The sequence below is a fragment of the Kitasatospora sp. NPDC001095 genome (assembly GCF_053598615.1).
Window position 1 is genome coordinate 119,654 of sequence record NZ_JBSFKQ010000015.1, and the last position, 24,895, is coordinate 144,548.

The 24,895-nt window shown below is 75.8% G+C and carries 17 protein-coding genes; 12 read left to right on the forward strand and 5 right to left on the reverse strand.

Going from position 1 to position 24,895, the window contains the following annotated elements; all coding sequences use genetic code 11:
- The first annotated feature begins 15 nt into the window (after positions 1 to 15).
- From ACWDBB_RS16305 to ACWDBB_RS16350, 10 genes are all read left to right on the forward strand, one after another.
- Positions 16 to 678 carry a maleylpyruvate isomerase family mycothiol-dependent enzyme gene (locus ACWDBB_RS16305; RefSeq protein ID WP_449790197.1) on the forward strand — a complete coding sequence of 221 codons (663 nt, stop codon included), beginning with the start codon at positions 16 to 18 and terminating at the stop codon, positions 676 to 678.
- Between the two features lie 364 nt (positions 679 to 1,042).
- Entirely contained in the window at positions 1,043 to 1,489 is a 447-nt protein-coding gene (locus ACWDBB_RS16310) for a tetratricopeptide repeat protein (protein WP_449790198.1), read from the forward strand.
- A gap of 233 nt (positions 1,490 to 1,722) precedes the next feature.
- Positions 1,723 to 2,898 carry a PP2C family protein-serine/threonine phosphatase gene (locus tag ACWDBB_RS16315; protein ID WP_449790199.1) on the forward strand — a complete coding sequence of 392 codons (1,176 nt, stop codon included), beginning with the start codon at positions 1,723 to 1,725 and terminating at the stop codon, positions 2,896 to 2,898.
- Positions 2,899 to 3,352: 454 nt separating this feature from the next.
- Positions 3,353 to 4,696, forward strand: coding sequence for an MFS transporter (locus tag ACWDBB_RS16320; protein WP_449790200.1), 1,344 nt, complete (start codon positions 3,353 to 3,355; stop codon positions 4,694 to 4,696).
- A gap of 137 nt (positions 4,697 to 4,833) precedes the next feature.
- Entirely contained in the window at positions 4,834 to 6,147 is a 1,314-nt protein-coding gene (locus ACWDBB_RS16325) for a non-ribosomal peptide synthetase (RefSeq protein WP_449790201.1), read from the forward strand.
- A gap of 410 nt (positions 6,148 to 6,557) precedes the next feature.
- Complete coding sequence (locus ACWDBB_RS16330) at positions 6,558 to 9,659, forward strand: non-ribosomal peptide synthetase (RefSeq protein ID WP_449790202.1); 3,102 nt, start codon at positions 6,558 to 6,560, stop codon at positions 9,657 to 9,659.
- Positions 9,656 to 10,831, forward strand: a complete 1,176-nt coding sequence (locus tag ACWDBB_RS16335) for an acyl-CoA dehydrogenase family protein (RefSeq protein ID WP_449790203.1) — start codon at positions 9,656 to 9,658, stop codon at positions 10,829 to 10,831. The genes ACWDBB_RS16330 and ACWDBB_RS16335 overlap by 4 nt, the downstream gene beginning before the upstream one ends.
- Positions 10,832 to 10,844: 13 nt before the next feature.
- On the forward strand, positions 10,845 to 12,725 hold the full coding sequence (locus tag ACWDBB_RS16340; protein ID WP_449790204.1) for an AMP-binding protein: 1,881 nt from the start codon (positions 10,845 to 10,847) through the stop codon (positions 12,723 to 12,725).
- A gap of 71 nt (positions 12,726 to 12,796) precedes the next feature.
- Positions 12,797 to 14,674 (forward strand): non-ribosomal peptide synthetase, encoded by a 1,878-nt coding sequence (locus tag ACWDBB_RS16345; RefSeq protein ID WP_449790205.1) that lies wholly within the window; start codon positions 12,797 to 12,799, stop codon positions 14,672 to 14,674.
- Positions 14,671 to 17,505, forward strand: a complete 2,835-nt coding sequence (locus tag ACWDBB_RS16350; RefSeq protein WP_449790206.1) for a condensation domain-containing protein — start codon at positions 14,671 to 14,673, stop codon at positions 17,503 to 17,505. Before ACWDBB_RS16345 ends, ACWDBB_RS16350 begins: the two co-directional genes overlap by 4 nt.
- Positions 17,506 to 17,597: 92 nt before the next feature.
- Here ACWDBB_RS16350 and ACWDBB_RS16355 read toward each other — a convergent pair whose 3' ends face one another.
- The 4 genes from ACWDBB_RS16355 to ACWDBB_RS16370 all read right to left on the reverse strand — a co-directional run bounded on the left by ACWDBB_RS16355 (position 17,598) and on the right by ACWDBB_RS16370 (position 22,161).
- A complete protein-coding gene (locus ACWDBB_RS16355) occupies positions 17,598 to 18,125 on the reverse strand; it encodes a hypothetical protein (protein WP_449790207.1) in 528 nt (175 codons plus the stop codon).
- A gap of 37 nt (positions 18,126 to 18,162) precedes the next feature.
- Complete coding sequence (locus ACWDBB_RS16360; protein WP_449790208.1) at positions 18,163 to 19,479, reverse strand: vWA domain-containing protein; 1,317 nt, start codon at positions 19,477 to 19,479, stop codon at positions 18,163 to 18,165.
- Entirely contained in the window at positions 19,476 to 20,699 is a 1,224-nt protein-coding gene (locus ACWDBB_RS16365) for an AAA family ATPase (protein ID WP_449790209.1), read from the reverse strand. Before ACWDBB_RS16365 ends, ACWDBB_RS16360 begins: the two co-directional genes overlap by 4 nt.
- A 115-nt stretch (positions 20,700 to 20,814) precedes the next feature.
- Complete coding sequence (locus ACWDBB_RS16370) at positions 20,815 to 22,161, reverse strand: hypothetical protein (RefSeq protein ID WP_449790210.1); 1,347 nt, start codon at positions 22,159 to 22,161, stop codon at positions 20,815 to 20,817.
- Positions 22,162 to 22,429: 268 nt separating this feature from the next.
- On the opposite strand from ACWDBB_RS16370, the gene ACWDBB_RS16375 reads away from it, so the two are divergent.
- On the forward strand, positions 22,430 to 23,125 hold the full coding sequence (locus ACWDBB_RS16375) for a polysaccharide deacetylase family protein (protein WP_449790211.1): 696 nt from the start codon (positions 22,430 to 22,432) through the stop codon (positions 23,123 to 23,125).
- Between the two features lie 260 nt (positions 23,126 to 23,385).
- On the opposite strand, the gene tpx is transcribed toward ACWDBB_RS16375, so the two are convergent.
- Positions 23,386 to 23,886, reverse strand: a complete 501-nt coding sequence (tpx, locus tag ACWDBB_RS16380) for a thiol peroxidase (protein ID WP_449790212.1) — start codon at positions 23,884 to 23,886, stop codon at positions 23,386 to 23,388.
- Between the two features lie 335 nt (positions 23,887 to 24,221).
- On the opposite strand from tpx, the gene ACWDBB_RS16385 reads away from it, so the two are divergent.
- Complete coding sequence (locus tag ACWDBB_RS16385) at positions 24,222 to 24,467, forward strand: hypothetical protein (protein WP_449790213.1); 246 nt, start codon at positions 24,222 to 24,224, stop codon at positions 24,465 to 24,467.
- Positions 24,468 to 24,895: the final 428 nt, after the last annotated feature.

A 24,895-nucleotide genomic window follows, 5' to 3' on the forward strand; every position in this document is an offset into this window, starting at 1 on the left:
CCGCAGGCTGGACGCATGGAAACCGTGCCGCGCAACGAGGACACCGGGCAGCTCCACTGGATCCGCGAGCAGATCGCGGCCGAGCGCCGTGAACTCGCCAGGGTGTTCGCCGCCTTCACCCCCGAGCAGTGGAACTCGCCCTCGCTGTGCGCGGGTTGGCGGGTTCGCGAGGTGGCGGCGCACATGAGCACCGGCTTCCGGTACTCGACGGTGCGCACGGCCGTCGAACTCGCCCGCTCCGGCGGCAACCTGCACCGCATGGCCGACCGGATCGCCCGCCGCGACGCGGCCGTCATGAGCGAGCGCGAACTCGCCGCAGCCGTGGCCGACCACGCCGATCACCCCTGGCGTCCGCCCGTCGGCGGCCGGATCGCGGCCCTCGCCCACGACGCTGTCCACGGGCTCGACATCACCGTGGCGCTCGGTCTGCCCGCCCGCCTCCCGCTGCCCCGGGCGGCCGCCCTGCTGTCCGCCCTCACCCCACGCGGCCTGCGGTTCTTCGGGGCCCGACTGGACGGCGTCCGACTGGTGGCGACGGACACGGGCTGGTCGCACGGCGAGGGGCCGCTGACCGTGGAGGGGCGGGCGGAGCACCTGCTGCTGGTGGCCTACGGACGCCGGGTCCCGGAGGGCCTGCTGACGGGGCCCGGCGCGGGGCGGTTCGTCGCCGGCGGGTGAGCGCGCGTCCTCACCTGTGCCGGATCTGGAGCCACTCGGTGAGGGCGGCGTGCAACAGCTCGGCCTGGGCGCGGCCCAGGATCACCGTCGCCGCGGAGCCGGGCCCTGCGAGCCGTCCTCCGGTGGCCGGCCGAGACTGAGCCGGAGGTACTCCACCGGGACGGGCCGACCGCCCTCGGGGCAACGTCCTGCCCAGCGGGCTACCCGCAGGCTCTCCGGAAGGAGGCCTCGACTGCGTGGGTGACCTCTACCTCACCGCACCGGCCATCCGACCAACGCCCCTCGACGAAACCGGCCGACCGGCATCACCTAGGCTTCGCGGGAGCCCAATCGCACGAAGCCCCGAGCCATGACAGGGACGGCCATGCAACTGCCCGATGAGGTCCGTGCCGAGATCACCGACCTGTGTCAGGAGGGTGATGCCCTGGTCGGAATGGGAGAGCTCGACGAGGCCAGGCTGCGCTACGTGGAAGCCCTCCGGCTGCTGCCGGGCGATCCCCGTGGCTGGGCGGCCTCGACCTGGATCTACGTCGCGATCGGAGACGTGCACTTCCGACGCGGTGTTCACGACAAGGCCTACAAGTGCTTCCACAACGCCGCTCAGTGCCCTGACGGACTCGGCAATCCATACATCCACCTTCGACTGGGCCAGACCACCTTCGAGCTGGGCGACCACGACCGAGCTGCGGATGAGCTGATCAGGGCCTATATGGGTGGCGGACCCGAAATCTTCGAAGAGGACGACCCCAAGTACCTCGAGTTCCTGCAGGCCCGTGTGGACCTGAACCACTTCGGCAGCGCAGGCTCCTGACGGCTCACCGTTGACGAGTCGCCGGGGCCGACGCGGCCACCCGGCGGCAACCAGGAGGGACGCCTGGAATTCGGCCTCTACGCCGACACCCTGCCGGCCTGACCCCTCCGCGGCCTGTTCGAGGAGAAACCCTGGAGCGGGACCAGGGCGGCCGTCCTGCGGGTTTCGCGGGGCCGTGACTACGATCGGAAGAAGTCCTTCCGGATGGTGGTGAGACGGAAGCCAGGTCGCCGATGGCCCCGAGGTCCGTGCAGTGGCCGCCGTACGTGCGGGTCGCGCCGTGGTTGCTGACCGCCGGCGGGCTGGTGTGGAACGCGCTGGAACCGACCGACTACTGGGGCGACCCGCTGCTCGCGGCGGCGGCCGTGCTGGCGGGGGCGCTGCTGGCGCTGGGGGACACCGTCGCGGTGGGGGCGGCCAACGTCCTGGGCATCCTGGTGCTGTCCACCCAGGACGGGTCGCTCGGGACCGGCGCCGGCTACCTGGAGCTGGCGAACACGGCGTTCGCGGCGCTGCTCGGAATCTGGGTGAACCGCGTGGTGGCCCGGCACGGCCGGCGGTTGGCGCGGGTGCGGTCGGTGGCCGAGGCGGCGCAGCGGGCCGTGCTGCCGGAGCCGCCCGCGCGGGTCGGGCGACTGTCGGTCGCGGCCTGCTACCGCGCCGCCCAGGACGAGGCGCTGATCGGCGGGGACGCGTACGCGCTGCAGGTCACCCCGTACGGCGTGCGCGGGCTGATCGCCGACGTGCGGGGCAAGGGGCTGCACGCGGTCGGGGCGGTCTCGGTGCTGCTGGGCGCCTTCCGGGAGGACTCCCACCGGCTGCCGGACCTGTCCGCGCTCGCCGACACGCTGGAGGACTCGCTGCTGCGGGAGAGCGAGCGGATGAGCGAGGAGGTGCGGCTGGAGGGGTTCATCACCGCCCTGCTGGTCGAGTTCCCGCCGGGGGAGGAGAGCGTGCGCACGCTCGACTGCGGGCACCCCGGCCCGTACCTGCTGGGCCCGTACCCGTCGGGCGGGCCCGCGCCGCCGGTGCGCCGGCTGGACGCGGCGGACCCGGGGCTGCCGCTGGGGATGGGCGGGCTGGGCGGGGCGCGTCCGGCGCCGGAGAGCCGGCCGTTTCCGGACGGGTGCACGCTGCTGCTGGTGACCGACGGGGTCACCGAGGCCCGGGACGCGGCGGGGGAGTTCTACGACCCGGTGCTCGGCCTGGCCCCGCTGGGGCCGTTCGCCGGGCCGGGGGAGGTGCTGGACGCGCTGGTGGCGGACGTCGGGCGGTGGACCGGCGGGCCCAGGGACGACGACATGGCACTGCTGGCGATCACCCGCCGGGCGGCGCGCGCGTCGGAACAGGGACCGGCCCCGGCACGGACGCAGGTGCGGACGCGGGCGCGGGCCGAGACGGACGGGTAGTCGAAGCGTGCGGCGGCGCGGCCCCGGCCCGGGCGGCCCGTTCCGGTGGCGGCCGGGTTCCGGTGGCGGCCGGGTTCCGGGGGCGGCTCGTTACCCGCCCGGTGATCCCCTTCTACGGCTCGCTTCGGTCACGCCGGTATCACGATGAGGTGTCGGTGGGGGTGCGCTCCACGGAATCCGGCCAAGTTGAAGGTCGCCGTCCGGTGGCTGGAAAACCTGCGTCCGAATATCGGACAAGGAAATGGACGGACGGGCCCGGGGGTGATCGGAGTGCCCGTCGGCCGGTGCCGCCTAGGCCGCCGGGCACCGCGGGCGGCGCGGCAGCACGGGAGGCCGCCGTAAGGAGCGCGCAAGGGCCGGTCGGGGGAGTGGCGGGATTCGGTCGACCTGTGGTCCGTCCGGAAACGAACCTGGTGCTTGCCCCGTGTCGAAGAGGTGACCGAGAGTCGCACCGATGAACGAGAAGCCCAGCTCCCACCAGGCCCGCCTGCTCGGCCACCGCGACTTCCGGCTCCTGTTGACCGGAGCCGCAGCGGCCCAGACGGGCAGTCAGGTCACCCTGGTCGCCCTTCCGTTGGTGGCGGTGATGGTGCTCGACGCCACGCCGTTCCAGGTCGGCCTGCTGACCGCCGCCGAGACCGCCGCCTTCCTGCTCGTCGGACTCCCGGCCGGCGCCTGGCTGGACCGGATGCGCAAGCTGCCGGTGCTGATCCGGGCCGACGTGGTGCGCTGCCTGGCCGTGGGGTCGATCCCGCCGGCCGCCGCGTTCGGGGTGCTGACCATGCCGCAGCTCTACGTCGTGGCGCTGGTCACCGGGGTGGCGACGGTGTTCTTCGACGTCGCCCACCAGTCCTTCCTGCCCGCCGTCCTGCCGCGCGAGCAGCTGGTCGGTGGCAACGGGGCGCTGGAGACGGTCCGCTCCTCGGCGCAGATCGCCGGTCCTGGCCTCGGCGGCGGACTGGTCCAGCTGCTCGGGGCGCCGCTCGCCATCGTGGCCGACGCCTGCGGCTACCTGGCCTCCGCGCTGCTGCTCGTCCGGATCAAGGCCGAGGAGCCGCGACCGGAACCCGCGCCGGGGCGCTCGCTGCGCGCCGAGGTCGGGGAGGGCGTGCGCTTCGTGCTCGGCCACCCGCTGCTGCGGGCGATCGCGACCGCCACCGCCACGTCGAACCTGTTCTCCGCGGTGCTGACCGCCGTGCAGACGGTGTTCTGGGTGCGGGTGCTCGACCTGTCTCCGGGCGCCATCGGCGTACTGCTGTCGGTCTCCGCCGTCGGCGGACTGGCCGGCGCGCTGTGCGCCGGGCAGCTCGCCCGGTGGATCGGCCAGGCCCGGCTGATCTGGGTGTCCACCGTGGTGACGGCGCCGTTCGCGCTGCTGTGGCCGCTGTCCGGCAGCGGCGCGGGCGTGGTGCTCTTCGGTCTGGCCTCCGGGGTGGTGCTGTTCGGCGCGGTGGCCTACAACGTCGCCCAGGTGAGCTTCCGCCAGAGCGTCTGCCCGCCGGAGCTGCTCGGCCGGATGAACGCCACCATGCGCTTCCTGGTGTGGGGCACCCTGCCGATCGGCGCCCTGGTCGGCGGCGTGGTCGCCGACGCGGCCGGGCCGCGCACCGCGCTCTGGCTCTGCGCCGCGGGCTTCCTGCTGGTGCCGCTGCCGCTGCTGCTCTCGCCGCTGCGCCGGATGCGCGAACTGCCGGGCCCCGACCGTACGGGCGGCCAGGCCTCGGGCAAGGACGCTGCCGAGGGCGTCACCGAGGGCGCCACCGACGAGGAGAGTGCCGTGAGCCCCAGTGCGCCCTGACCGTCGGCCCGCCCGTACCACCCGGACCTGAGCAACGCCCCGGCCGAATCCCGGCCGACCCCCTGGCCGACTTCCCGGCCGATCCCCCCCGACCGATCCCCGACCCGAGCCGCGACCGGAAACCGGAGACCGTTCCCGTGCACGCCAGCATCACCGCCGCCTACCTCGCCCGGTACCGCTCAGCCGCCGCCGAATCCCCGGTGGAGCTGCTCCCGCTGACCGGCGCCCAGCGGCGCTTCCTGATCACCCGCCGGCTCGCGCCGCAGAGCCGCACCGACATCGTCCCGCTGCTGTTCGCCTACCCGCGCGGCACCCTCGACCTGGACCGACTGGCCCGCGCCGCGGCCGCGGTGGCCGCCCACCACCCGGCGCTGTGCGGCGGCTTCGCGACCGTGCGCGGCACACCCGTGCTGCGCGCCGGCGGCCCCTCGGCCGAGGCCGCCCGGATCGCCGTCGCCCCCGGCGGCACCGCCCGCGCGGCGCTGCGCGAGGCCCTGCTGGACTGGCCCGCCGACGGACCCGCGCTGCGCCTGCTGGTCGCCGCGGCCCCGGACGGGGACGAGGAACTGCTCGCCCTCGCACTCGACCACGCCGCCTGCGACGAGCAGTCGCTCGGCGTGCTCACCGCCGAGCTCAGTGCCGCCTACGAGCAGGACGAGTCGCCGGCCGACGGGCCCGCGCCCCAGGCGCTGGCCGACTTCCGGCAGGCCGTCGAACTGCAGCTCGTCGCCGAGGACGCCGCCGGTGGCCCCGCCGCGCGGGCCCACTGGGGCCGGCGGCTGGGCGGCGTGACCGGGGCGGGCGGCAGCGCCGCCACGTCCACCGGCATGCTCACCGAGCGGCTGCCCGCCGCCGAGGGCGCCGCCCGCGGCGCCGTCTTCCCCGCGCTGCTGGACGCGGTCGGCTCGGCCCTGCACCGGGCCCACCGGGCGGCGGGGGCCGACCGGACGGAGGCCGGGGGAGGGCGGCTCGCACTCGGCTACCCGTGGGGCGGCCGACCGGTGGGCGCGCCCACCGTGCTCGGCTGCTTCCTCAACACCCTGGTGCACCCGGCGACTTCGGAGCGGTCCACGGACCTGGACGCCCTCGCGGACGCCTGGTGGGACGACCTGGACCACGCCGGCACCCCCTTCGACGAGGTGGTCCGCGCCGCCCGCACCGCCGGGGCCCCGTGGTCGGGCGCCCTGGACGCCCTGCTCACCATGGAGGACACGCACCGCCGCCCGCCGCTGGTGCTCGGCGGCGCCGCCGGCCGGGAGGTCCACCTGGAGGGGCGCCCGCTCGCCGCGCCACTGGCCGTCTCCGCCTCGAACGGCGACGACCTGCTGATCCGGCTGGCCTGGGACCGCGACCGCTTCCCCGAGGCCGACGCCCACGCGGCCTTCGGTGAACTGCTCGCCGTGCTGCGGCACCACCTGCACGCCCGGCCGTCCCCGGTCCCGCAGGCCTGAACGGGCCTGCCCGAACACGCCCTGCCCTCCGGGGCCCGCCCGAACACGCCCTGCCCTCCGGGGCCCGCCCGAACACGCCCCGCCTGCTCGGGCGGCCCGCACCCGCTCCGCCCTCCCGGGCCCGCCCCGTCGAACCCACCCGTTCCCAACCAGCCCGCCTCGTACGCCCGCGCCCGCACGCCCCAGGCTGTCGGCCCACCCCGCGGGCCCCGAACTCCCACACCGGATCCACCACATCGGATCCACCACGCCCGCCCGCGCGCGTCCTGCACGCCGCCGGACGGGATCCCCGGGCCCCGGGCCGCACCTCACCCAGGTGCGGCCCGGCCCACCGGCCGGCGCGGGAACACCCCACGCCCGCTTCCGGCCACAGCAGTGCCGACAATGCCCACCACACAAGGGAATCGACCATGTTCGCACTCACGCCGTCGCAAGAGATCGTCTGGCTGCACGAACAGATGCTGCCGGGCAGCCGCGCCTACAACTTCACCGCCGTCCTCGACCTGTGGGGCACCCTCGACCGGGACGCGCTGCACACCGGCCTCGCCGCCGTGCTGGCCCAGCACCCCGGCCTGCGGCTGGAGTTGGTGCCCAGCCCGGATGGCCTGCCCGGCCAGCGGGTCGCCGAGGACTGTGAACCGGAGCTGCGCCAAAGCGACTTCAGCACCGAGCAGGACCCGGAGGCCGCCTTCCGCCGGCTGCTCGCCGCCGAGGCCGAGGAGCCGTTGGACACCGGGCGGGCACCGGTGCTGCGCTGGCACCTGGTCCGGCTCGCCGAGGACCACCACCGGCTGATCCACGTCGAGCACCACCTCGTCCACGACGGCCACTCCTTCGCGATCCTGCTGCGCGACCTGTTCACCGTCTACCGCGCCACCGTCCTCGGCGAGCCGTACGAGCTGCCCGTCGCCCCCTCGTACGAGGACCACGCCCGCGCCGCCGCCGACCTCCCCCGGGACCGCGGGCTCGACTTCTGGACCCGGGAGCTGGCCGACGCGCCGCGCGAGGTCACGCTGCCCGGGCTGGCCCGGCCGCGCGCCGAACGGCGCCACCGCGGCGGCCAGTTGCGACAGTCGATCGGCGCCGACCTGGCCGAGCGGCTGCGCGAGCGCAGCAAGGCGGACGGCCACACCCCGTTCAGCACCCTGCTCGCCCTGTTCGCCGAACTGCTGCGCCGGCACAGCGGCCACCGCGAGCTGGTGATCGGCACCGCCGTCGGCAACCGGCCGGAGGGCTTCGAGGGCACTGTCGGCATGTTCGTCAACACGGTCCCGCTGCGCCTGCGGCTGGACCCGACGGCCCCCGGCACCGAGGCCGTCGACGAGGTGACCGACGTCCTGCTGCGCGCGCTGCCGTACCAGGACCTTCCGGTCCAGGAGCTGACCCGCCGGCTCGGACTGCACACCACCGGCGCCGACAACCCGCTGTTCAACGTGATGTTCAGCGCGCACGACGCGGCCCTGCCCGACGTCCAGGCACCCGGCCTGGAGGTCTCGCTGTACGAGGGCTTCAACACCGGTACCACCCGCTTCGACCTCGACCTGGTGCTGCTGCCCGACGACCGCCGGGTGGTCGGCGAGAAGCACGGCGCCGCCGGGATGACCCTGGTCTGGGACTACGACGCCGACCTGTTCCGCGAGTCCGACGCGGTGCTGCTCTCCGAGCGACTGCTGGAGCTGCTGCGCTGCTACCTGGACCGCCCGCAGGCGCCGATCGCCGACCTGGACCCCGCGCCCGAGGCCGCGCAGGCCACCCCGGTCGCCCCGATCGCCCTGGCCGCCCTCGACCCGGCCGCCGCCCACGACCCGGCCTCGCTCGCCCTGATGGCCGGCACCGAGCGGATCAGCTACGGCGAACTCGACCGCAGGGTCGCCGAGTTGGTCGAGCGGCTGCGCGCCGCCGGGGTCGCGCCGGGCCAACCGGTGGCCGCCGTGCTGCCGCGCGGTACCGACAGCGTGGTCGCCCTGCTCGCCTGCCTGCGCCACGGCGCCGTCTACGCGCCGCTGTCCACCGAGGACCCGGCCGCCCGGCTCGGCCTGCTGCTGGAGCGGCTGAACCCGGCACTCGTCCTGGCCACCCGGCAGAGCGCGCTCGCGCTGCCCGCCGAGGGCTTCACCCCGGCGCTGATGGACGGCCCGGCGTTCCCGAAGGCCGAGCCCGCCGCCGTCCTGGACGGCGCCGCCTACCTGATCCACACCTCCGGCTCCACCGGCGTGCCCAAGCCCGTCCAGGTCGGCCGCGAGGCCCTCGCCGGGTACGTCGCCGCGATCGTCGACCGCTACGAACTCACCTCCGCCGACCGGGTGCTGCTGTTCGCCCGGCCGTCCTTCGACGTGGCCCTGGAGGAGGTGCTGCCCGCCCTCGCGGCCGGCGCCGCCCTCGTCGTGCCGCAGCGCGAGGTGCCCACCGGCCCCGAGCTGGTGGCCGTACTGGCCGCCCGCGGCGTCACCGTCGCCAACCTGCCGACCAGCTACCTGCTCGCCGTCCGCGAGGACCTGCGCGAGGCGCTGGGCGACGGCCGCTGGACGCCCCGGCTGCTGGTGCTCGGCGGCGAGCGGCTGCCCGCCCGGGCCCTGGTCGGCCTGACCGAGGCCACCACCGTGCTGAACGCCTACGGCGTCACCGAGGCCACCGTCACCTCCACCGTGTACGAGGTCACCGCCGCCGACGTCGCCGAGGACGGCGAGATCCCGCTCGGCGCCGAACTCGGCGGCGTGCTGGTCCACGTCCTGGACGACACCCTGCGCCCGCTCGCCCCCGGCTGCGTCGGCGAACTCGCCATCGGCGGCGCCATGGTGGCAGACGGCTACCTGGGCCTGCCGGAGCCGACCGCGGCCCGCTTCGTGACCGTCCCCGCGCTCGGCGACGCCCGCGTCTACCGCACCGGCGACCGCGGCTTCCGCGACCTGGACGGCCGGCTGCGCTTCCTCGGCCGCGCCGACAACCAGGTCAAGCTCCGCGGCCACCGGATCGAGCTGGAGGAGATCGAGGCCGCCGCCTCCGCCGAACTCGGCGGCCGCTCCTGCGCGGTGCTGCTGCACACCGACCCGCGGACCGGCCCCCGCCTGGTCGGCTTCCTGGAGGGCTCCGACCGCCCCGACCAGGCCGCCCTGCACGAGGCGCTCGCCCGCCGGCTGCCCGGCGGACTCGTCCCGGCGAGCTGGACGGCCGTCGCCGCGATGCCGACCCTGCCCGGCGGCAAGCCCGACCGGGCCGCCCTCGCCCGACTGGCGGACGAGGCCCAGGACGCCCCCGAGGCGGGGGGCAGCACGCCGAGCGAGTTCACCGACCCCGGCCAGCGGCTGATCGCCGCCGCCTGGCGCGAGGTGCTCGGCCACGACCGCTTCACCGCGGACTCGCACTTCTTCGAGGTCGGCGGCCACTCGCTGCTCGCCGCCCAGCTCGCCGCCCAGCTGGAGCCGCACCTCGGCAGCCGCCCGCCGCTGCGCACCCTGTTCCGCCACGCCGTGCTGGCCGACCAGGCCAAGGCCCTCACCGGAGGTGTCAAGTGAGCTCCCCCTCCGCCGTCCTGGAAGACGGCCACCGCGAGCTCGTCGAGGCCTTCGAGAGCTTCGTGCGCCGCGAACTCGTCCCGCTGGCAGCCGAGTTGCCCGAGACCGCCGACCAGGTGCCGGCCGACCTGCGGAGCTACGTCCGCAAGCGCTCCGCCGCCCTCGGCTTCTACGCGGGCGACTACCCCGAGGAACTCGGCGGCGCCGGCATGCCGTTCACCGCCGTCGTTCTGCTGCACCACGCCGCCGGGCGCAGCGGCTGCGTGCTCGCCCCGTACGCGCTGGCCGGCGCCGACGGGCCCAGCCCGCTGCTGCGGCACGGCACCCCCGAACAGGTCGAGCGCCACCTGGTCCCGCTGGTGCGCGGCGAGCAGACCCGCTGCCTCGCCCTCACCGAGCCGAACGCCGGCTCCGACGCGTTCCGCCTCGCCACCACCGCCGTGCGCACCGGCGACGGCTGGGTGCTCAACGGCCGCAAGACCTTCGTCAGCAACGCCGAGCACGCCGGGATCGCGCTGGTCGTCGCCGCCACCGACCTCGGGGACGGCGCCGGGCCCGCGGGCGGCGCCACCGCCTTCGTGCTGCCGATGGACCAGCCCGGACTGCGGCTCGGCCAGCGGTACGAGGGCATGTCCGGGGAGCCGCTGTCCGAGCTGCTGCTGGACGGGGTCACCGTCGGCCCGGAGGCCGTCATCGGCGGCGAGGAGGGCGTCGGCGCGGCCACCGCCCTCGCCATCGACAGCCTCTCGCGCGGTCGGCTGGTGGTCGCCGCGATGTGCAACGGCATCGCCGAGCACGCGCTGCGGATCGGTGTCGAGTACGCCAAGGACCGGCGCGCGTTCGGCCGGGTGATCGGCGAGTACCAGCACGTCCAGGAGCACCTGGTCGCCACCCGGGCCGAGGTCGAGGCCTCCAAGCTGCTCACCCTCGCCTGCGCCCGACTGGTCGACGAGGGCACCGAGTCGCCCGAGAACGCGGCGCTCGCCAAGCTCACCGCCTCCGAGACCGCCGTGCGCGCGGTGGACCGCTCGCTCCAGGTGCACGGGGCCACCGGCTGGGTGCGCGGGCACCCGCTGGAGTTCCTGTACCGCTACGTCCGGATGACCACGATCATCGAGGGGACCTCGGAGGTCCAGAAGGTGATCATCGCCCGCTCGATGGGCCTGAACTGACGTCTCGTCACCCATGTGCGTCACCTTGCTGGAGATGATGATGGAACACCTTGACACCACCAAGCCCCCGAGCACCGAGGCCCCGAGCACCGAGGCCCCGAGCACCGAGGGCCTGAGCATCGCCTACGGCCGTCCGCACCAGGACGGCGCGGTGCTCGACCTGTTCACCACCTGGGTGCACCGCACCCCCGACGCCCCCGCCCTGATCGACGGCGAGCAGGTCCACAGCTACGCCGAACTCGACCGCCTCGCCGACACCGTGGCCGAGGCGCTGCGCGGCAGGGTCGGCCCGGGCGACCTGCTCGGCGTCTGCCTCGGCCACTCGGTCTCGCTGGTCGCCGTCACCCTGGCCGCCGCCAAGCTCGGCGCCGTCCACCTGCCGCTCGGCCCCCGCCCCGGCGAGCGCCGGCTTCGCGCCGTCGCCGAGCAGCTCCGCCCGGCCTGCCTGGTCGGCGAGCCGGACCTGTTGCCGCCCGGCGGCGAGCGGCTGCCGCTGGACCTGCCCACCCCCGGTGTGGTGGCCGCCCTGAACCCCGGCGAGCAGGTACGCGTCCCGGGCGGCACCCACTACGCGGTGCTCACCTCAGGCTCCACCGGAACCCCGAAGGCCGTCGCCGTCACTGAGCCCGCGCTCGGCGCGCTGCTCCAGTGGTACCGCGGGCTGACCGGCCTCGGCCCCGGGGAGCGGCACAGCCTGCTGATCGGCGTCGCCTTCGACCCGCACGTGCAGGAACTGTGGGCCGGCCTCACCTCCGGCGCGGCCCTGGTCGTCGCCCCCGAGGCGGTCCGCTGGGACACCGGCGCGCTCACCGACTGGTGGCGCGAGGCCGGCGTCACCGCTTCCATCCTGCCCACCCCGCTGGCCGAGCCCGTCCTCGGCCGGCCCTGGCCCGCCGGCCTGGCGCTGCGCCACCTGGTGATCGGCGGCGACCGGCTGCGCCTGGCCCCCGGGCCGGACGTCACCGCGACCGTCCACAACGCCTACGGGCCCGCCGAGGCCACCGTCACCACCACCATCCACACCATGGCCCCCGGCGGCGACCACGGCGCCGGCGCCCCGCCGATCGGCCTGCCGATCGACGGCGCCGTCCTCCTGGTCACCGACGAGGACGGCCGGCCGGTGCCGCGCGGCACGGCCGGCGAGCTGCGGATCGGCGGCCGAGGCCTGGCCGCCGGGTACCTCGACCCCGAGCTGACCGCCCGCCGCTTCGTCGACGCGCCCGCCGGCGTGGTCGGCACCGACCGGGTCTACCGCACTGGTGACCGGGTGGTCATGCGACCGGACGGCGTGCTGGAGTTCCACGGCCGCCTGGACGACCAGGTCAAGGTCAGCGGCGTGCGGATCGAACCCGCCGAGGTCGAAGCCGCCTTCGAACGCGACCCGAAGGTGCGGCGGGCGGTCGTCGCCGCCGAGCAGGCGCCGACCGGCGGGGCGCGGCTGCTCGCCTTCGTCCGGGCCGAGGACGGCGCCGACCCCGCGGCGCTGCTCGACGCCGTCCGCCCCTGGCTGCCCGAGCAGGCCGTGCCCTCCGCCGTCCGGCTGGTGGAGCGCTTCCCGCTGGACGCCAACGGCAAGGTGGACCGCCAGGCCCTGCTGGCCGACGCGCCGGCGGCGGGCCGGCACGATACGGCCCCGAGCGAGGAGGGGAGCACCCCGGTCGAGCGCACCGTGCTCAAGCTCTGCCGCGAGCTGATCGGCCGCGGCGACCTCGGGCCGGAGGACAACTTCCTGGCCGCGGGCGGCAACTCGCTCGCCGCGGCGAGACTGCTGGAGGCCCTGGAGAACGAGTACGGCGTCCGGCTGCGCGCCCCCCTGGTGCTGCGCCAGCCGGACCTGCGGGCCGTCGCCCGACTGGTCGAGGAGCGGGTGGCCGAGCTGACCACCACCGCCTGACCCCGCCCGAACCTCCTCAGCGCGGCGCCCCGACCCACCCGGCCGGGGCGCCCGGAAGGGAACCACCACCCATGACCACTGCGACCTCGCCCGCCGCCGCCTCGGCCCCCGCGACCTCGCCGGCCGCAGCCTCGCCCGCCTCGGCCCCCGCGAACCCGTCCGGCCTGAGCGCCGCGACCCTGCCCGCGCTGCCCGTGCCCGCACTGATCGCCCGGCAGGCCGGACTGCGGCCCGACGCGCTCGCCGTGACCGACGGCTCCACCGTCCTGACCTACCGCGAACTCGTCGACGCCGCGGGCCGATTGGCCGCCGTCCTGGCCGCCCGGGGGATCGGCCCCGGCAGCGCCGTCGGCCTGCTGTGCGCCCACTCGACCCGGCTCGTCGTCGCCCAGCTCGCCGTCTGGCGGGCCGGCGCGCTCGTCGTCCCGATCGACCCCTCCTATCCGCGCCCCCGGATCGCCGAGATGACCGCCGACGCGGACGTCCGGCTCGTCCTCGGAGACAAGGGCCTGCTCGCCGAGGCCGGGTTCCCCGAGGAGCGCACCCTCGTGCTGACCGAGCGCGGCACCGAGGCCACCGACGGCACGGCACCCGACGCAGCCGACCCGGCCGCGCCCGCCCTGCTCTACTACACCTCCGGCTCCACCGGCCGCCCCAAGGGCGTCCTCGTCCCGCACGGCGCCGTCACCGACCTGGTCGCCGCCGAGGACACCGTCGCCCTCGGCCCGCGCGACCGGATGCTCCTGCACTCCACCGTCTCCTTCGACGCCGCCACCTTCGAGCTGTGGACCCCGCTCGTCCGCGGCGCCGCCGTGGCCGTCTCCCCGACCGAGCGGCCCAGCGCCGAGGACCTCGTCCGCGACGTCGAGCGCTTCGGAGTCACCGCCGTCTTCCTCACCACCGCGCTCTTCCACCACCTGGCCGCCCGGCGGTCCCGGGTCTTCGGCGTGCTGCGCACCGTCGTCGTCGGCGGCGAGGCGATCTCCGCCGAGCACGCGGGCGCCGTGCTGCGGTCCTTCCCCTGGCTCGAACTGGTCAACGGGTACGGGCCGACCGAGGCCACCACCTTCACCACCCTGCACTGGATCACCCGCGCCGACTGCGCCGGCTCCGTCCCGATCGGCCGGACCTTCGGCGGCGCCCGCGCCCACGTCCTGGACGAGCAGCTCGCGCCGGTGGCGCCGGGCGCCGTCGGCGAGCTGTGGATCGCCGGCGACCGGCTGGCCCTCGGCTACCTCGACCGGCCGGAGCTGACCGCCGAGCGCTTCCGCGAACTGCCGGGCATCGGACGCGCCTACCGCAGCGGCGACCGGGTCCGCCGACTGCCGGACGGCTCCCTGGAGTACCACGGGCGCACCGACGACCAGGTCAAGGTGCGCGGCTTCCGGATCGAACCCGGCGAGGTCGAGCACGCGCTGCTCCAGCTGCCCGAGGTCGCCGAGGCGGCCGTCGTGGTCCGCCGGGCCGGGCAGGCCGACGCCGCGCTCACCGCCTGCCTGGTGCTCGCCGAGGGCGCCCGCCCGGCCGTCGAGACGCTGCGCGCCCGCCTCGCCGAGCAGCTGCCCGCCCACCTGGTGCCCACCGCCTGGACCGTACTCGCCGCGCTGCCGCTGACCGGCAGCGGAAAGGTGGACCGGCGGGCGCTGGCCGCCGACGGTCCGGCCGAGGCGCAGCCGTCCGCCGGGGCCGAACTCGGCCCGATCCAGCAGGTCGTCGCCGAGGCGTGGAGCCGGGCCCTGGAACGCCCGATCACCGACCCGGCCGCCGACTTCCTCGCCGAGGGCGGGCACTCGCTGCTCGCCATGTGGGTGGTGGACGACCTGCGCGAGGACCTCGGGGTCGAGCTGTCGCTCGCCGACTTCCTCGCCCATCCGACCGTCGCCGCCCAGGCCGAGCTGCTGGAACGCGCCCTGCTGGCCGCCGACGACACCCCGGGAGCCGACCGATGAGCACCGTCGACCAGACCGACCTGCTGCGCCGCGCCCGCGGCCGCCGCGCAGCCGCCACGCCCGCCGCCGCGCCCGCCCGGCCCGTCGCGGCCGGTGACCAGGCCCCCCTCTCGCACGCCCAGCAGCGGATGTGGCTGATGGACCACCTCGGCCAGGGCGGCGCCCTCTACAACGTGCCGGTCGCCACCCGGCTGCGCGGCCCGCTCGACCGGGCGGCCCTCGCCACCGCGCTCACCGGCCTGACCGAGCGGCACGCCGTCCTGCGCACCCGCTACCCGCGCCGGGGCGACCAGCCGTACCAGCAGGTCGACCCGGTCACCCCGGTGCCGCTTCCGGTGCTGGACGCCACCGGACCGGAGCAGCTCGCCGCCGAGGCCGCCCGGCCGTTCGACCTCGCCGCCGGGCCCGTGCTGCGCGCCGTGCTCCTGCGGCACGGGCCCGAGGACCACACGCTGCTACTGACGATCCATCACATCGCCATCGACGGCGGCGCGTTGCGGTTCATCGCGGAGGACCTCGCCGAGCTGTACCGTGCCGCGCGCGACGGCGTGCCGGACCGGCTTGCGGCCCCGGCCCCGTCGTACGCCGACTACGCCCGCCAGGAGCGCGCCCGGGACGCCGAGTTGACGGCCGCCGCCGACACCCTCGCGGCCGGGCTGTCCGGGGCGCGCCCCCTGTCGCTGCTGCGGCCCCTCCCGCCCGGCGCCCGCGAGCGCCGCGCCGTGCTGCACACCGCGCCGCTGGAGCCGGCGGTGCTGGAGGAGCTGCGTGTCCTCGGCGCACGGCACGGCGCCACGCTGTTCACCGTCGTGCTGGCCGCCGCGTTCGCCGCACTGCGCATCGCCTCCGGGCAGGACGACCTCGTCCTCGGCTGCGCCAGCGGCCACCGCGGGCGGCCCGAGTTCCGCCGGACCGTCGGACTCGCGGTCAACACCCTCGCCGTGCGGGCGGATCCGTCCGGGGACCCGTCGTTCGCCGAACTGCTCGGCCTGGTCCGCACCGCCCTGCTCGACGCGCAGCAGCACCACGAGGTGCCCCTCGACCTGGTGGTCGAGCGGCTCGGCGCGGCCGCGCGCGGCGCGGACGGCACCCCGCTGCTCTCGGTCAGCTGCGACCTCGTCCAGAACGTCGACCCGCTGGTGCTGCCCGGCCTCGACGCCGAGAACGTGGAACTCGACCTGGGGCTGGCCAAGTTCGGCCTCACCCTGCTGGTGGAGGACGGCCCGGAGCCGCGCTGCCTGCTGCAGCACGACGGGGACGCGCTGGACCAGGACACCGCCGCCCGGCTGCTCGACGCCTTCGCGGCGCTGCTCACCGCCGTGGCCGGCGACCCGCGGCGGCGGCTGTCCGACCTGCCCGGAGAGCGGTTGACGGTCGCCGAACACCCGGTCGTGGAAGCCCTGTCGGCCCATCCCGCGGTGGTCGAGGCGGCCGTGGTCGACAATCCCGACGGCCCGCCGCTCGCCTACGCGGTGGTGCGCGGTCCGGTCGTCCCGAGCGGGACCGATCTGCGGGCCGCCCTGCGCGGACGCCTCCCGGCCGGCGAACTGCCACTCGCCGTCACCCTGGTGGACCGGTTGCCCCGCCACCCCGACGGTACCCCCGACCGCGACCGGCTGCCCGGCGCTGCGCCGCTGCGCGACCGGGCTGCGCCGTCCGACCAGGCTCCGCCGCAGGAAGGCCCGCTGGACGTCGTACGGCAGGCGTTCGGCGAACTCCTCGGCACCACCGCGCCCGCCGACGGCGACTTCTTCGCCCTCGGCGGCCACTCCCTGGTCGCCGTCCAGCTCGCCGAACGCCTGCGCACCCGCACCGGGCTGCCGCTCACCGGCCTCGACATCCTGGAACAGCGCACCCCGCGCGCCCTCGCCGCCCTGCTCGCCACCCGCGCCGACGAGCGCAGCGCCGCCCTCGCCCGGGCCGGCGCCCGCCCGCGGACCACCGGCGCCCGCACCGGCACCGTCCTGCTCACCGGCGCCACCGGCGGGGTCGGCGCGGCCGTGCTCCAGGAACTGATGGCCCAGGGCCGGCCGGTCCGGGTGCTGGTCCGGCCCGAGTCCGCGCACCTGCCCGCACTGAACGGCGCCGAGGTAGCGGAGGGCGACCTCGGGGACCTCGACAGCCTGCGCCGGGCCGTCGAGGGCGTGGACGCCGTCATCCACTCCGCCTGCACCTTCACCGAGCACGCCACCGACCTCGCCGCGATGCGCGCCCTGGTGGACGGCTGGCGGGGCGGCCCGTTCGTCTTCGTCAGCAGCATCGACGCGTACGGCCGCCCGGCGGGCACCGAAGTCGCCGAGGGCGGACCGAGCGGCGCTCCCGTCACCCCGTACGGGCAGGCCAAGCTGGACTGCGAGCGGATCCTCTTCGAGGCCGCCGCCACCGGCCGCGGCCAGGCCACCGCCGTCCGCGCGCCGATCGTCTGGGGCCCGCACCACCGCCTGCGCGACCAGCTCCGCTGGGGTGCCACCGGCCCGCTCTACCAGGCCGCCCTGGCCGGCCTGCCGATCGCGGTGCCGCCCGCCGACGCGTGGTACGGCGCCTCGTGGGTGCACTCCGCCGCCCTGGCCCGCGCCCTCACCGCCTGCCTCACCCCGGACCATCCCGCCGCCGGCCGGGTCGTCAACGCGGTGAGCGGACACGTCTCCTGGGCCGACTTCACCACCGAACTGGTCCGCCTGCTCGGCTCCGGCAGCCCCGTCGCCGCCACCCCCGACGCCGAGGAGGAACTCCACCGCCCCTGGCACTACCGGGCGGACACCCTGGCCGGCCCCCTCGCCCCCGAGCCCGGCGAGGACTGGCGAGACGTTCTGGCGGCCATGGTCCGCTGAGCGCCCGCCCCGGGCGGAGGGGCCGGAGGCCGGTCCCTCCGCCAGGGGCCGGCCTTTCCGCCCGCGGTTGGTCCCTCCAGCGGCAACGCCCGCTACCGGCGGCGCCGCAGGCGGCAGGCCGCGATGTTGCGGGTGCGCCGGGTACGGCCGCGCTCGGCGAGGAGGCCCAGGACCCGCCGGGCCGAGGACCCCTCGGCGAGGCGCGCCTGGAGCCAGGTGTCCGCCTCGGACACCTGCTCCTCCTCCCACGGCTCGTCCAGGGTGATCGCCCGCAGCAGCGCCCAGTCCCGCAGGCGCCGGACGGCGAAGGGGTCGGCCGCCGTGGCGTCGGCCAACTCCCTTTGCCAGGCCGGGAAGCCCGGTTCCGTCAGCAGCTCCGCCGCCCGCCGGTCCAGGTACTCGCAGACCGCGCAGCTAGCCATCGAGCGCTCCGGGTCGGTCAGCACCCGGGCCACGAGGCCGGCCGCGTCCTCGGGCGCCACCTCCGCGAAGGCCCTGCGGTACCGCGCGAACCGTACGTGCTCGTCCGGCTCGAAGCCTTCCGCGCCGGCCGCCGCCGTCGGCGTCACCGAGCTGTCCCCTCCCGTCGCCGCCCCGGCCAGGGGCCCGATGTCCGTCACCTGCCCGATCCTCGCACGGCCGCGACCGGACGCTCGCTCAGCCGATGGTCACCACCCGCGCCCACTGCGGTGGGGCGCTCGGCCGGTACTCCGCCCGGTTCTCGTTGTACCGGATCGGCCTCGGGAAGAGCCCGACCACCGTGCGGCAGGCCGGGGCGGCGGAGGGCCACGGGGTCTGGCCGTCGGTCAGGACCACCACCACGTCCGGGCGGGGACGACCGCGCAGGGCGGCGTCGAAGCCGGTGCGCAGGTCGGTGCCGCCCCCGCCGATCAGCGGGATGCCCTCGGCCCGGCAGAGCTGGTGGACGGCCTGGGCTGCCGCGTCGCAGGGGACGACGGTGACCTGGTCGCGGCGGCCGCCGACGGCCCGGCCGATCGCCGCGACCTCCAGCAGCGCGCTGCCCAGTTCGTCGTCCGAGACCGAGCCTGAGGTGTCGATGATCACCGAGACCCGGGGCGGGCGCCGCCGCAGGCTCGGCAGCAGCACGCCCGGCACCCCGGCCGAACGGCGGGCGGGGCGGCCGTAGCTGTAGTCCTCGCCCGCTCCCGCGCCGGACACCGCCGAGCGCACCGCCGCGCCCAGCAGCTGCCGCCACGGCTGCGGCGGGTGGAACGCCTCCTCGGCCCAGCGCTTCCAGCCCGCCGGGGCGGTGCCGGGGCGACCCCGGATGCCCTCGGCGACCCGGAAGCGCACCGCGTCGCGCTCCTGGGCGGTGAGCCCGTGACCGCCGTCGGGGCCGAGGTCCCACGGACGGTCCAGGCCGTCGGCGCCGCTGCCGCACTCCAGCCAGGCCGCCTCCAGGTGGCCCGGGTGGGAGCGGTACCGGCGTACGTACTCCTCCATGAGCAGCCCCTCCGGCAGCTGGAGCATCTCCGCCCTGATGGCGCCGGCCGGGCTGGTCAGACCCTCGCCGTACACGTCGTCGTTGATCTCGCAGTCGGCGGCGATGTTCATCCGCAGCCGGGCGGCCGGGCCCTCCAGACCGAGTTCCCGGGCGAGCCGGTCGCCGCGCCCGTGGTGGTCGCGCAGCAGGTGCGAGACCTCGTGCACCCAGACGCCGGCCAGCTGGTCCACCGGGGTGCGGGCGACGAAGGCCGGCGAGGCGTAGCAGCGCCAGTACCGGTCCACGGCCATGGTCGGCACCTGCCGGGACTCCACCAGGTGGAGGGCGAACAGGGCCGTAGCCAGGTAGGGGCGGACCCGGGCGGCGTACAGCCGGGCGGCGTACAGCTTCTCCAGGTCCAGCGGCGGGGACGGCGCGTTCGCGGTGCCGCCGGGGCTTTTCGCCGTGCGGCTCGTCGGCCCGCCGCCTGCCGTGTGGCTCGTCGGCCCGCCGCCCGCCGTGCCGCTCATCGCCCCGCCGCCCGCGCCTGACCGATGCCGACGAGGTCGGCCCGGCGGGAGACCGCGAGCGCCGGGGTGAGCCGCTCGATCGCCGCGGGCACGTCCCAGTCCTCCCGGCGCAGCGAGGCCAGCGTGGTCGCCGGGACGACCAGCAGGTCCGGCGCGCCCGTCTCCAGGGCCCGGACCAGCAGCGCCCAGGCCGCGTCCCAGCGCGCCCGGTCCGGCCGGTTGCGGACCGCCGCGACCACTCCGTCCAGCACCGCCTGGCGCAGGTCCCCGCGTTCGGGCAGTACAGCGCCGGCCGGGTCGGCGAGCAGGTCCTCCGGATCCGGCAGGTCCATCCGGTCCATGTACGCCATCAGCTCCAGCCCCGGGCCGTCCCCGACCGCACCGCGCACCAGCAGCGAGAGCACCTCCCGGGAGGACCCGGCCGCGGTCGCGAAGGCGATCAGCCGCAGCGTCATGTCCCAGCTGCGCGGGGAAGGCCAGGCGCCGCCGCGCCGGGTCTCGGTGGTGGGCAGCCGGTGCACCAGCTCGGGGCGGGCCGCCAGCAGCCCGCACACCGCGCGCCGGGCCAGTGCGACGGCGGCCGGCAGCGCCTGCGGGTCGAGCCGGGGCAGGGTGGCCACCGGCCAGACGCCGCCGAGGCCGCGCACCACCACCTCGTGGTCGTGCGCCCACTGAAGGTGGACGAAGCGGTTGGCCAGCGGCGGACTCAGCTCCCAGCCGTCGGCCGCCGAGGAGCGCGGGTTGGCGGCGGCCACGACCCTTACGCCGGGCGGGAGTTCGAGCGTTCCGATGCGCCGCTCCAGGACCAGCCGGAGCAGTGCGGCCTGGACGGCGGGTGGCGCGGTGGACAGCTCGTCCAGGAACAGCAGACCGTGCCCGGCCCGCACCAGCCGCACCGCCCAGTCCGGCGGGGCCATCGGGACGCCCTGCTGCGCCGGGTCGTCGCCGACGATGGGCAGGCCGGAGAAGTCGGAGGGCTCGTGGACGCTGGCGATCACCGTGGTCAGCGGCAGTTCCAGGGCCTCGGCGAGCTGGTTGAGCGCGGCGGTCTTGCCGATGCCGGGCTCGCCCCAGAGCAGCACGGGCAGGTCGGCGGCGACGGCCAGGGTGAGCGCCTCCAGTCGGGTGTCGGCGCGCGGTTCGGTGGTGGTGTCGGCCAGCAGGTCGAGCAGCTGCCGGGCGACATCGAGGCGGGCGGCTTCGGGAGTGCGGACGGGCATGGGTGATCACCTCAAGATGTCTGGTGCTTAAGGGCGTTCAGAGCGGGGCGGTCGGCGGTCGGCGCCGTGGGCTTCGGCGTCGGCGTCGGCGTCGTGGGCGTGGGCGTCGTCGGCGTCAGCGGAGCGAGGCCAGGCGCGGGCGTGGGCGGAAGGCCGAGCTGCCGGGGCGGGTGCTGTGGCGTACGCGTGGCGCCGGGTAGGTGACGGGAACGGGCCCGGTGAGGCCCGCCCGGTAGAGGCCGTAGGCGATGCGCCGCTCGGCCGCCGCCGCCAGCTCGTCGCGCAGCGGTCCGTCGCGCAGCACCGCTTCCGGTCCGAGCAGGGCCTCGACCACGGCCAGCGCCCCGGCGGTGTCGCCGTGGTCCAACCGATCGCGTACACCGGCCAGTTGGGCAGGCCGGCGGTGCGCGAGGTCGATCGCCCGCAGACAGGGCAGCGGGGTGCCGGACAGGGCGGCCAGCAGCTCCTCGCGGCGCAGCTCGGCCGGCTCGTGGTCGAGCGGGACGAGCGTCCCGTCGACCAGCCCGATCCGGTGCCGCGCCCCTCGGCAGTCCACCAGCCCGTGGGGCTCGGGCCCTGTCGCCGCCCGTGCCAGGGGTGCCTGCCCGGGCGCCAGCGCGGCCGCTAGCAGGGGGTGCAGCCGCTCGGCCTCGATCGCCCCGCTGCGGAGCAGGTCGATGTCGGGTGGCGCCCAGGTCGCGGCATCGGGCAGCAGCGGCAGTCCCGAGACGTTGCCGAGGGCCTCCGTCGTCGACCCGTCCGGTCCGAGCAGCAGCCGCCGACGACTTCCGAGCCGTACCACCACGGGACCGGGCGGCAGCCCGTCGGCGCGCAGCAGCAACTCGGCCTCGACGGCCCAGCGGTCGGCGGCCCAGCGTCGGGACGGATCGCCAAGTTCTGTAGTGGTCGGCCCCGTTGGCGGATCCCCGGTTCCGGCCCGGACGGTCAGCTCCGCGCTGCGCCCGGCGTCCCAGAGGTGCCGGTGCAGGTCGTAGCGGAACCGTCGGCTGGGACGCGGATGCGGGTGCGGCGACCGGCCGTCGTCAGCGAGCCCGTCCCAGAGCGCCAGGCTGATCCGTTGCCCGTACTCCGCCCAGGCGGGCGGTGTGCGAACCACGAGGAAGACCGGCGGTCTGCCGGGGTAGCGGGTCAGCGGCACGGTGAGCCCGGGCCGCAGCAGTCCGTCGGGAGCGGACCTCGGTAGGTGCCAGCGCAGCAACTCCGGTGCCAGGCAGCGGAGATCGGCCCGCAACCGGTCGGCGAGCTCCCGTCCGTGGACGCGGGTGACGTCCCGCAGGCGGAAGTCGACCTCGACGTTGGCGGCGGCGCAGGCCCCGGCCCAGTCGCCGACCAGGCGGCGGGCGGTGGCGATTTCGATCATGGAGGGCGGCACGGCGTACTCGCGTACGCGCCGCCAGAAGGAGAGGCGGGAGTCGTTCCCGTGCGCGGGGTGAGTGGGCATCAGCACTCACTCTTCGCGGACGGGACCCCCATTCTGTGAGCAGCGTGAGTGGTCATCGCGGGGGAGCATAGCCTCCCCGCACCGAAGTTCGCCACACCGTTCCGAGTCGCCGGGTGGTTCCGCGGCCCCGGTGCGGCGGGGCCAGCCCCCGGCCTCCGCCGTACGACTGGCCGATTCCGTTCGCCGGTGACCGGCGAGGGCTCGCGGCGGACGGCCCGCCGCGAGCAGACTGGCCGAGGCACGGGAGTTCCGACCCCAGGGGGCAGGCATGTCCGTACGACCCGGCAGGCGCGAGGCAGTCGGCAGGCTCCGGACCGCGATCGGCGCCCTCGTCGTCGCCCTGGCGGCGGGAGCCGCGGTGGCCCTGCCCGTCGCGGACGCGGAGGCGGCCGGCACCAAGGGCGGCAAGGTGGTTTACCTGACCTTCGACGACGGCCCCAGCCCCGCGTACACGCCCAAGGTCCTGGCGACGCTCGCCCGGTACGGGGTGCGCGCGACCTTCTTCGAGATCGGGCAGAACGTCGCCGCCCACCCCTCGGTGACCGCGCAGGTCGCCAGGCAGGGCCACAGCGTGCAGAACCACTCCTGGTCGCACCCGGACCTGCGCAAGCTCTCCGCCGCCGCGCTCAACGCCCAGGTGGCCGACACCGACAAGGCCATCCGGGCACAGACCGGCCGCACCCCGAGCTGCCTGCGCCCGCCGTACGGCGCGGTCAACGGCACGGTGCGCTCGAAGGCCTCGGCGCTCGGCAAGCAGGTCGTGCTCTGGTCCGTGGACCCGGCGGACTGGTCCCGCCCCGGCGCGGCCGCGATCAGGTCCCGGGTGCTGAACAACGTCCGCCCCGGCTCGGTGATCCTGCTGCACGACGGCGGCGGCGACCGCAGCCAGACGGTGGCCGCCCTGCCGGAGATCATCTCCACGCTCAAGGCGCGCGGGTACGGCTTCGCCACCCTCTGCGGCTGAGTCCGCCCGTCGAACGGCAGCGAGCCCGGTCAGCTGCGGCCGTTGAGCACGAGCGCCCAGGCGAGGCAGGTCAGGGCGCCCGGTCGGTGCCGGCGCGGTGAGGGTTCGCGGCCGGTTGGTGGGTGGGTGGATGGGTGAAGGCCCGCCCCCTCAGCCCTTGGTCCCGCCCCCGGGGCGGGGGTGGGTCGCGCGGGTTGTGGGGCGGGCCTTCGTGGTACGGAAAAAGGGGTGGCGCGCCGTCGGATGGGGCGCGGGGTGGGTCAGTTGAGGACGGCGAGTGCGGCGTCGTAGTTCGGCTCGTCGGCGATCTCCGCGACCAGCTCGGTGTGGAGGACGGTGTCGTTCTCGTCGAGGACGAGGACGGCGCGGGCGGTGAGGCCGGCGAGGGGGCCGTCGGCGATGTCGACGCCGTAGGTGTCGTGGAAGTCGCGGGCGCGCAGGGTGGAGAGGGTCTTGACGTTGTCGAGGCCTTCGGCGCCGCAGAAGCGGGCCTGGGCGAAGGGGAGGTCGGCGGAGATGCACAGCACGACGGTGTTGTCGAGCGAGCCGGCCTTGGCGTTGAACGCGCGCACCGAGTTCGCGCAGGTCGGGGTGTCGATGCTGGGGAAGATGTTGAGGACCTTGCGCTTGCCGGCGAAGTCCTTCAGGGAGACGTCGGCGAGTCCTTCGCCGACGAGGGTGAATGCGGGGGCCTGGGTGCCGGTGGCGGGCAGTGCGCCGCCGACCTGTACCGGGTTGCCCTTCAGCGTGACCTGAGCCATGAAAAGTCTCCTACCAGCGGTATGCGGGATGCAACGCGCCGATCCTACTGCCCGTCCCTGTTCCCGCCAGGGGGCGACCACCGATCCGGACACCCTGGTACTGCGGAAGGTCGCCGGAGTCGGGAGCCGTCACCGGAGAGGGACTCGCCCCGACGCGGCCGAGGCACCTCGACTCCCTGCCGGAGCACCGTCTCCACCCCGCGTTCCACCGCCGCCGGACGGCCGCCTTGGACCACGAGGTCGTGGGCGCCTTCATCTCGAGCACGGAGCGCAACGGCGTCAGGCGGCGCAACCGCTGTGCGGTTCAAGCCAAGTCGGGGTGCCGACGGCGGTCGGTGGGCGACTCCGCTTCCACGCGCCGGAGCGAGCGATCTCATAGTGGGGGGAAGCCTGAGCGTCGGGTCACGCTGTCCGAACTGGCCACCAAGGCCACCGGAACCTGGACGTTCGACGCCCAGGGTTTCCCGTGGACCGCCGACGACACCATCACCGTGCCCCTCAAGTACGACGCCAACGGCGGCGCGAGCATATACAGTGCCCGCACCCGGCCGACGTTCACCAACTGCGCCGGAACGGTGTAACAGCGCGCCCGAAAGGCGCTGTTCGAGCACTTCGGCCCGACCGACCCGTGGATCGGGTCGACGACACCGGGCTGTCCGGCCGCGACCGGCCGGACAGCTCCGGGACCGCCGGGTCCTGCGGCGCCACCTGGGCGAGCAGGTGGTGAACGGCGCCTACGCCGACGCCGTCGGCGGCCTCTCACCGGTCCAGATCTCCGCCTTCGTCCTCGGGCTGCTCCCGAAGCCGCGGCTCGACGCCATCGCCGCCGAACCCCGCTCCGGCAGGCACGTCCACCTCGCCCGGTGTGAACATCACCGCGCCGAACAGCGCGTTCTGTCAGCGGTTCTTGCCCGTGGGCTGGGTCTTCTGGTTGTAGATCTCCTTGCCGTCCGCGTTGTAGGCGTGGACGTAGGAGGCCGGGGGGAAGGAGTTCGCGTTGTGGCCGGTG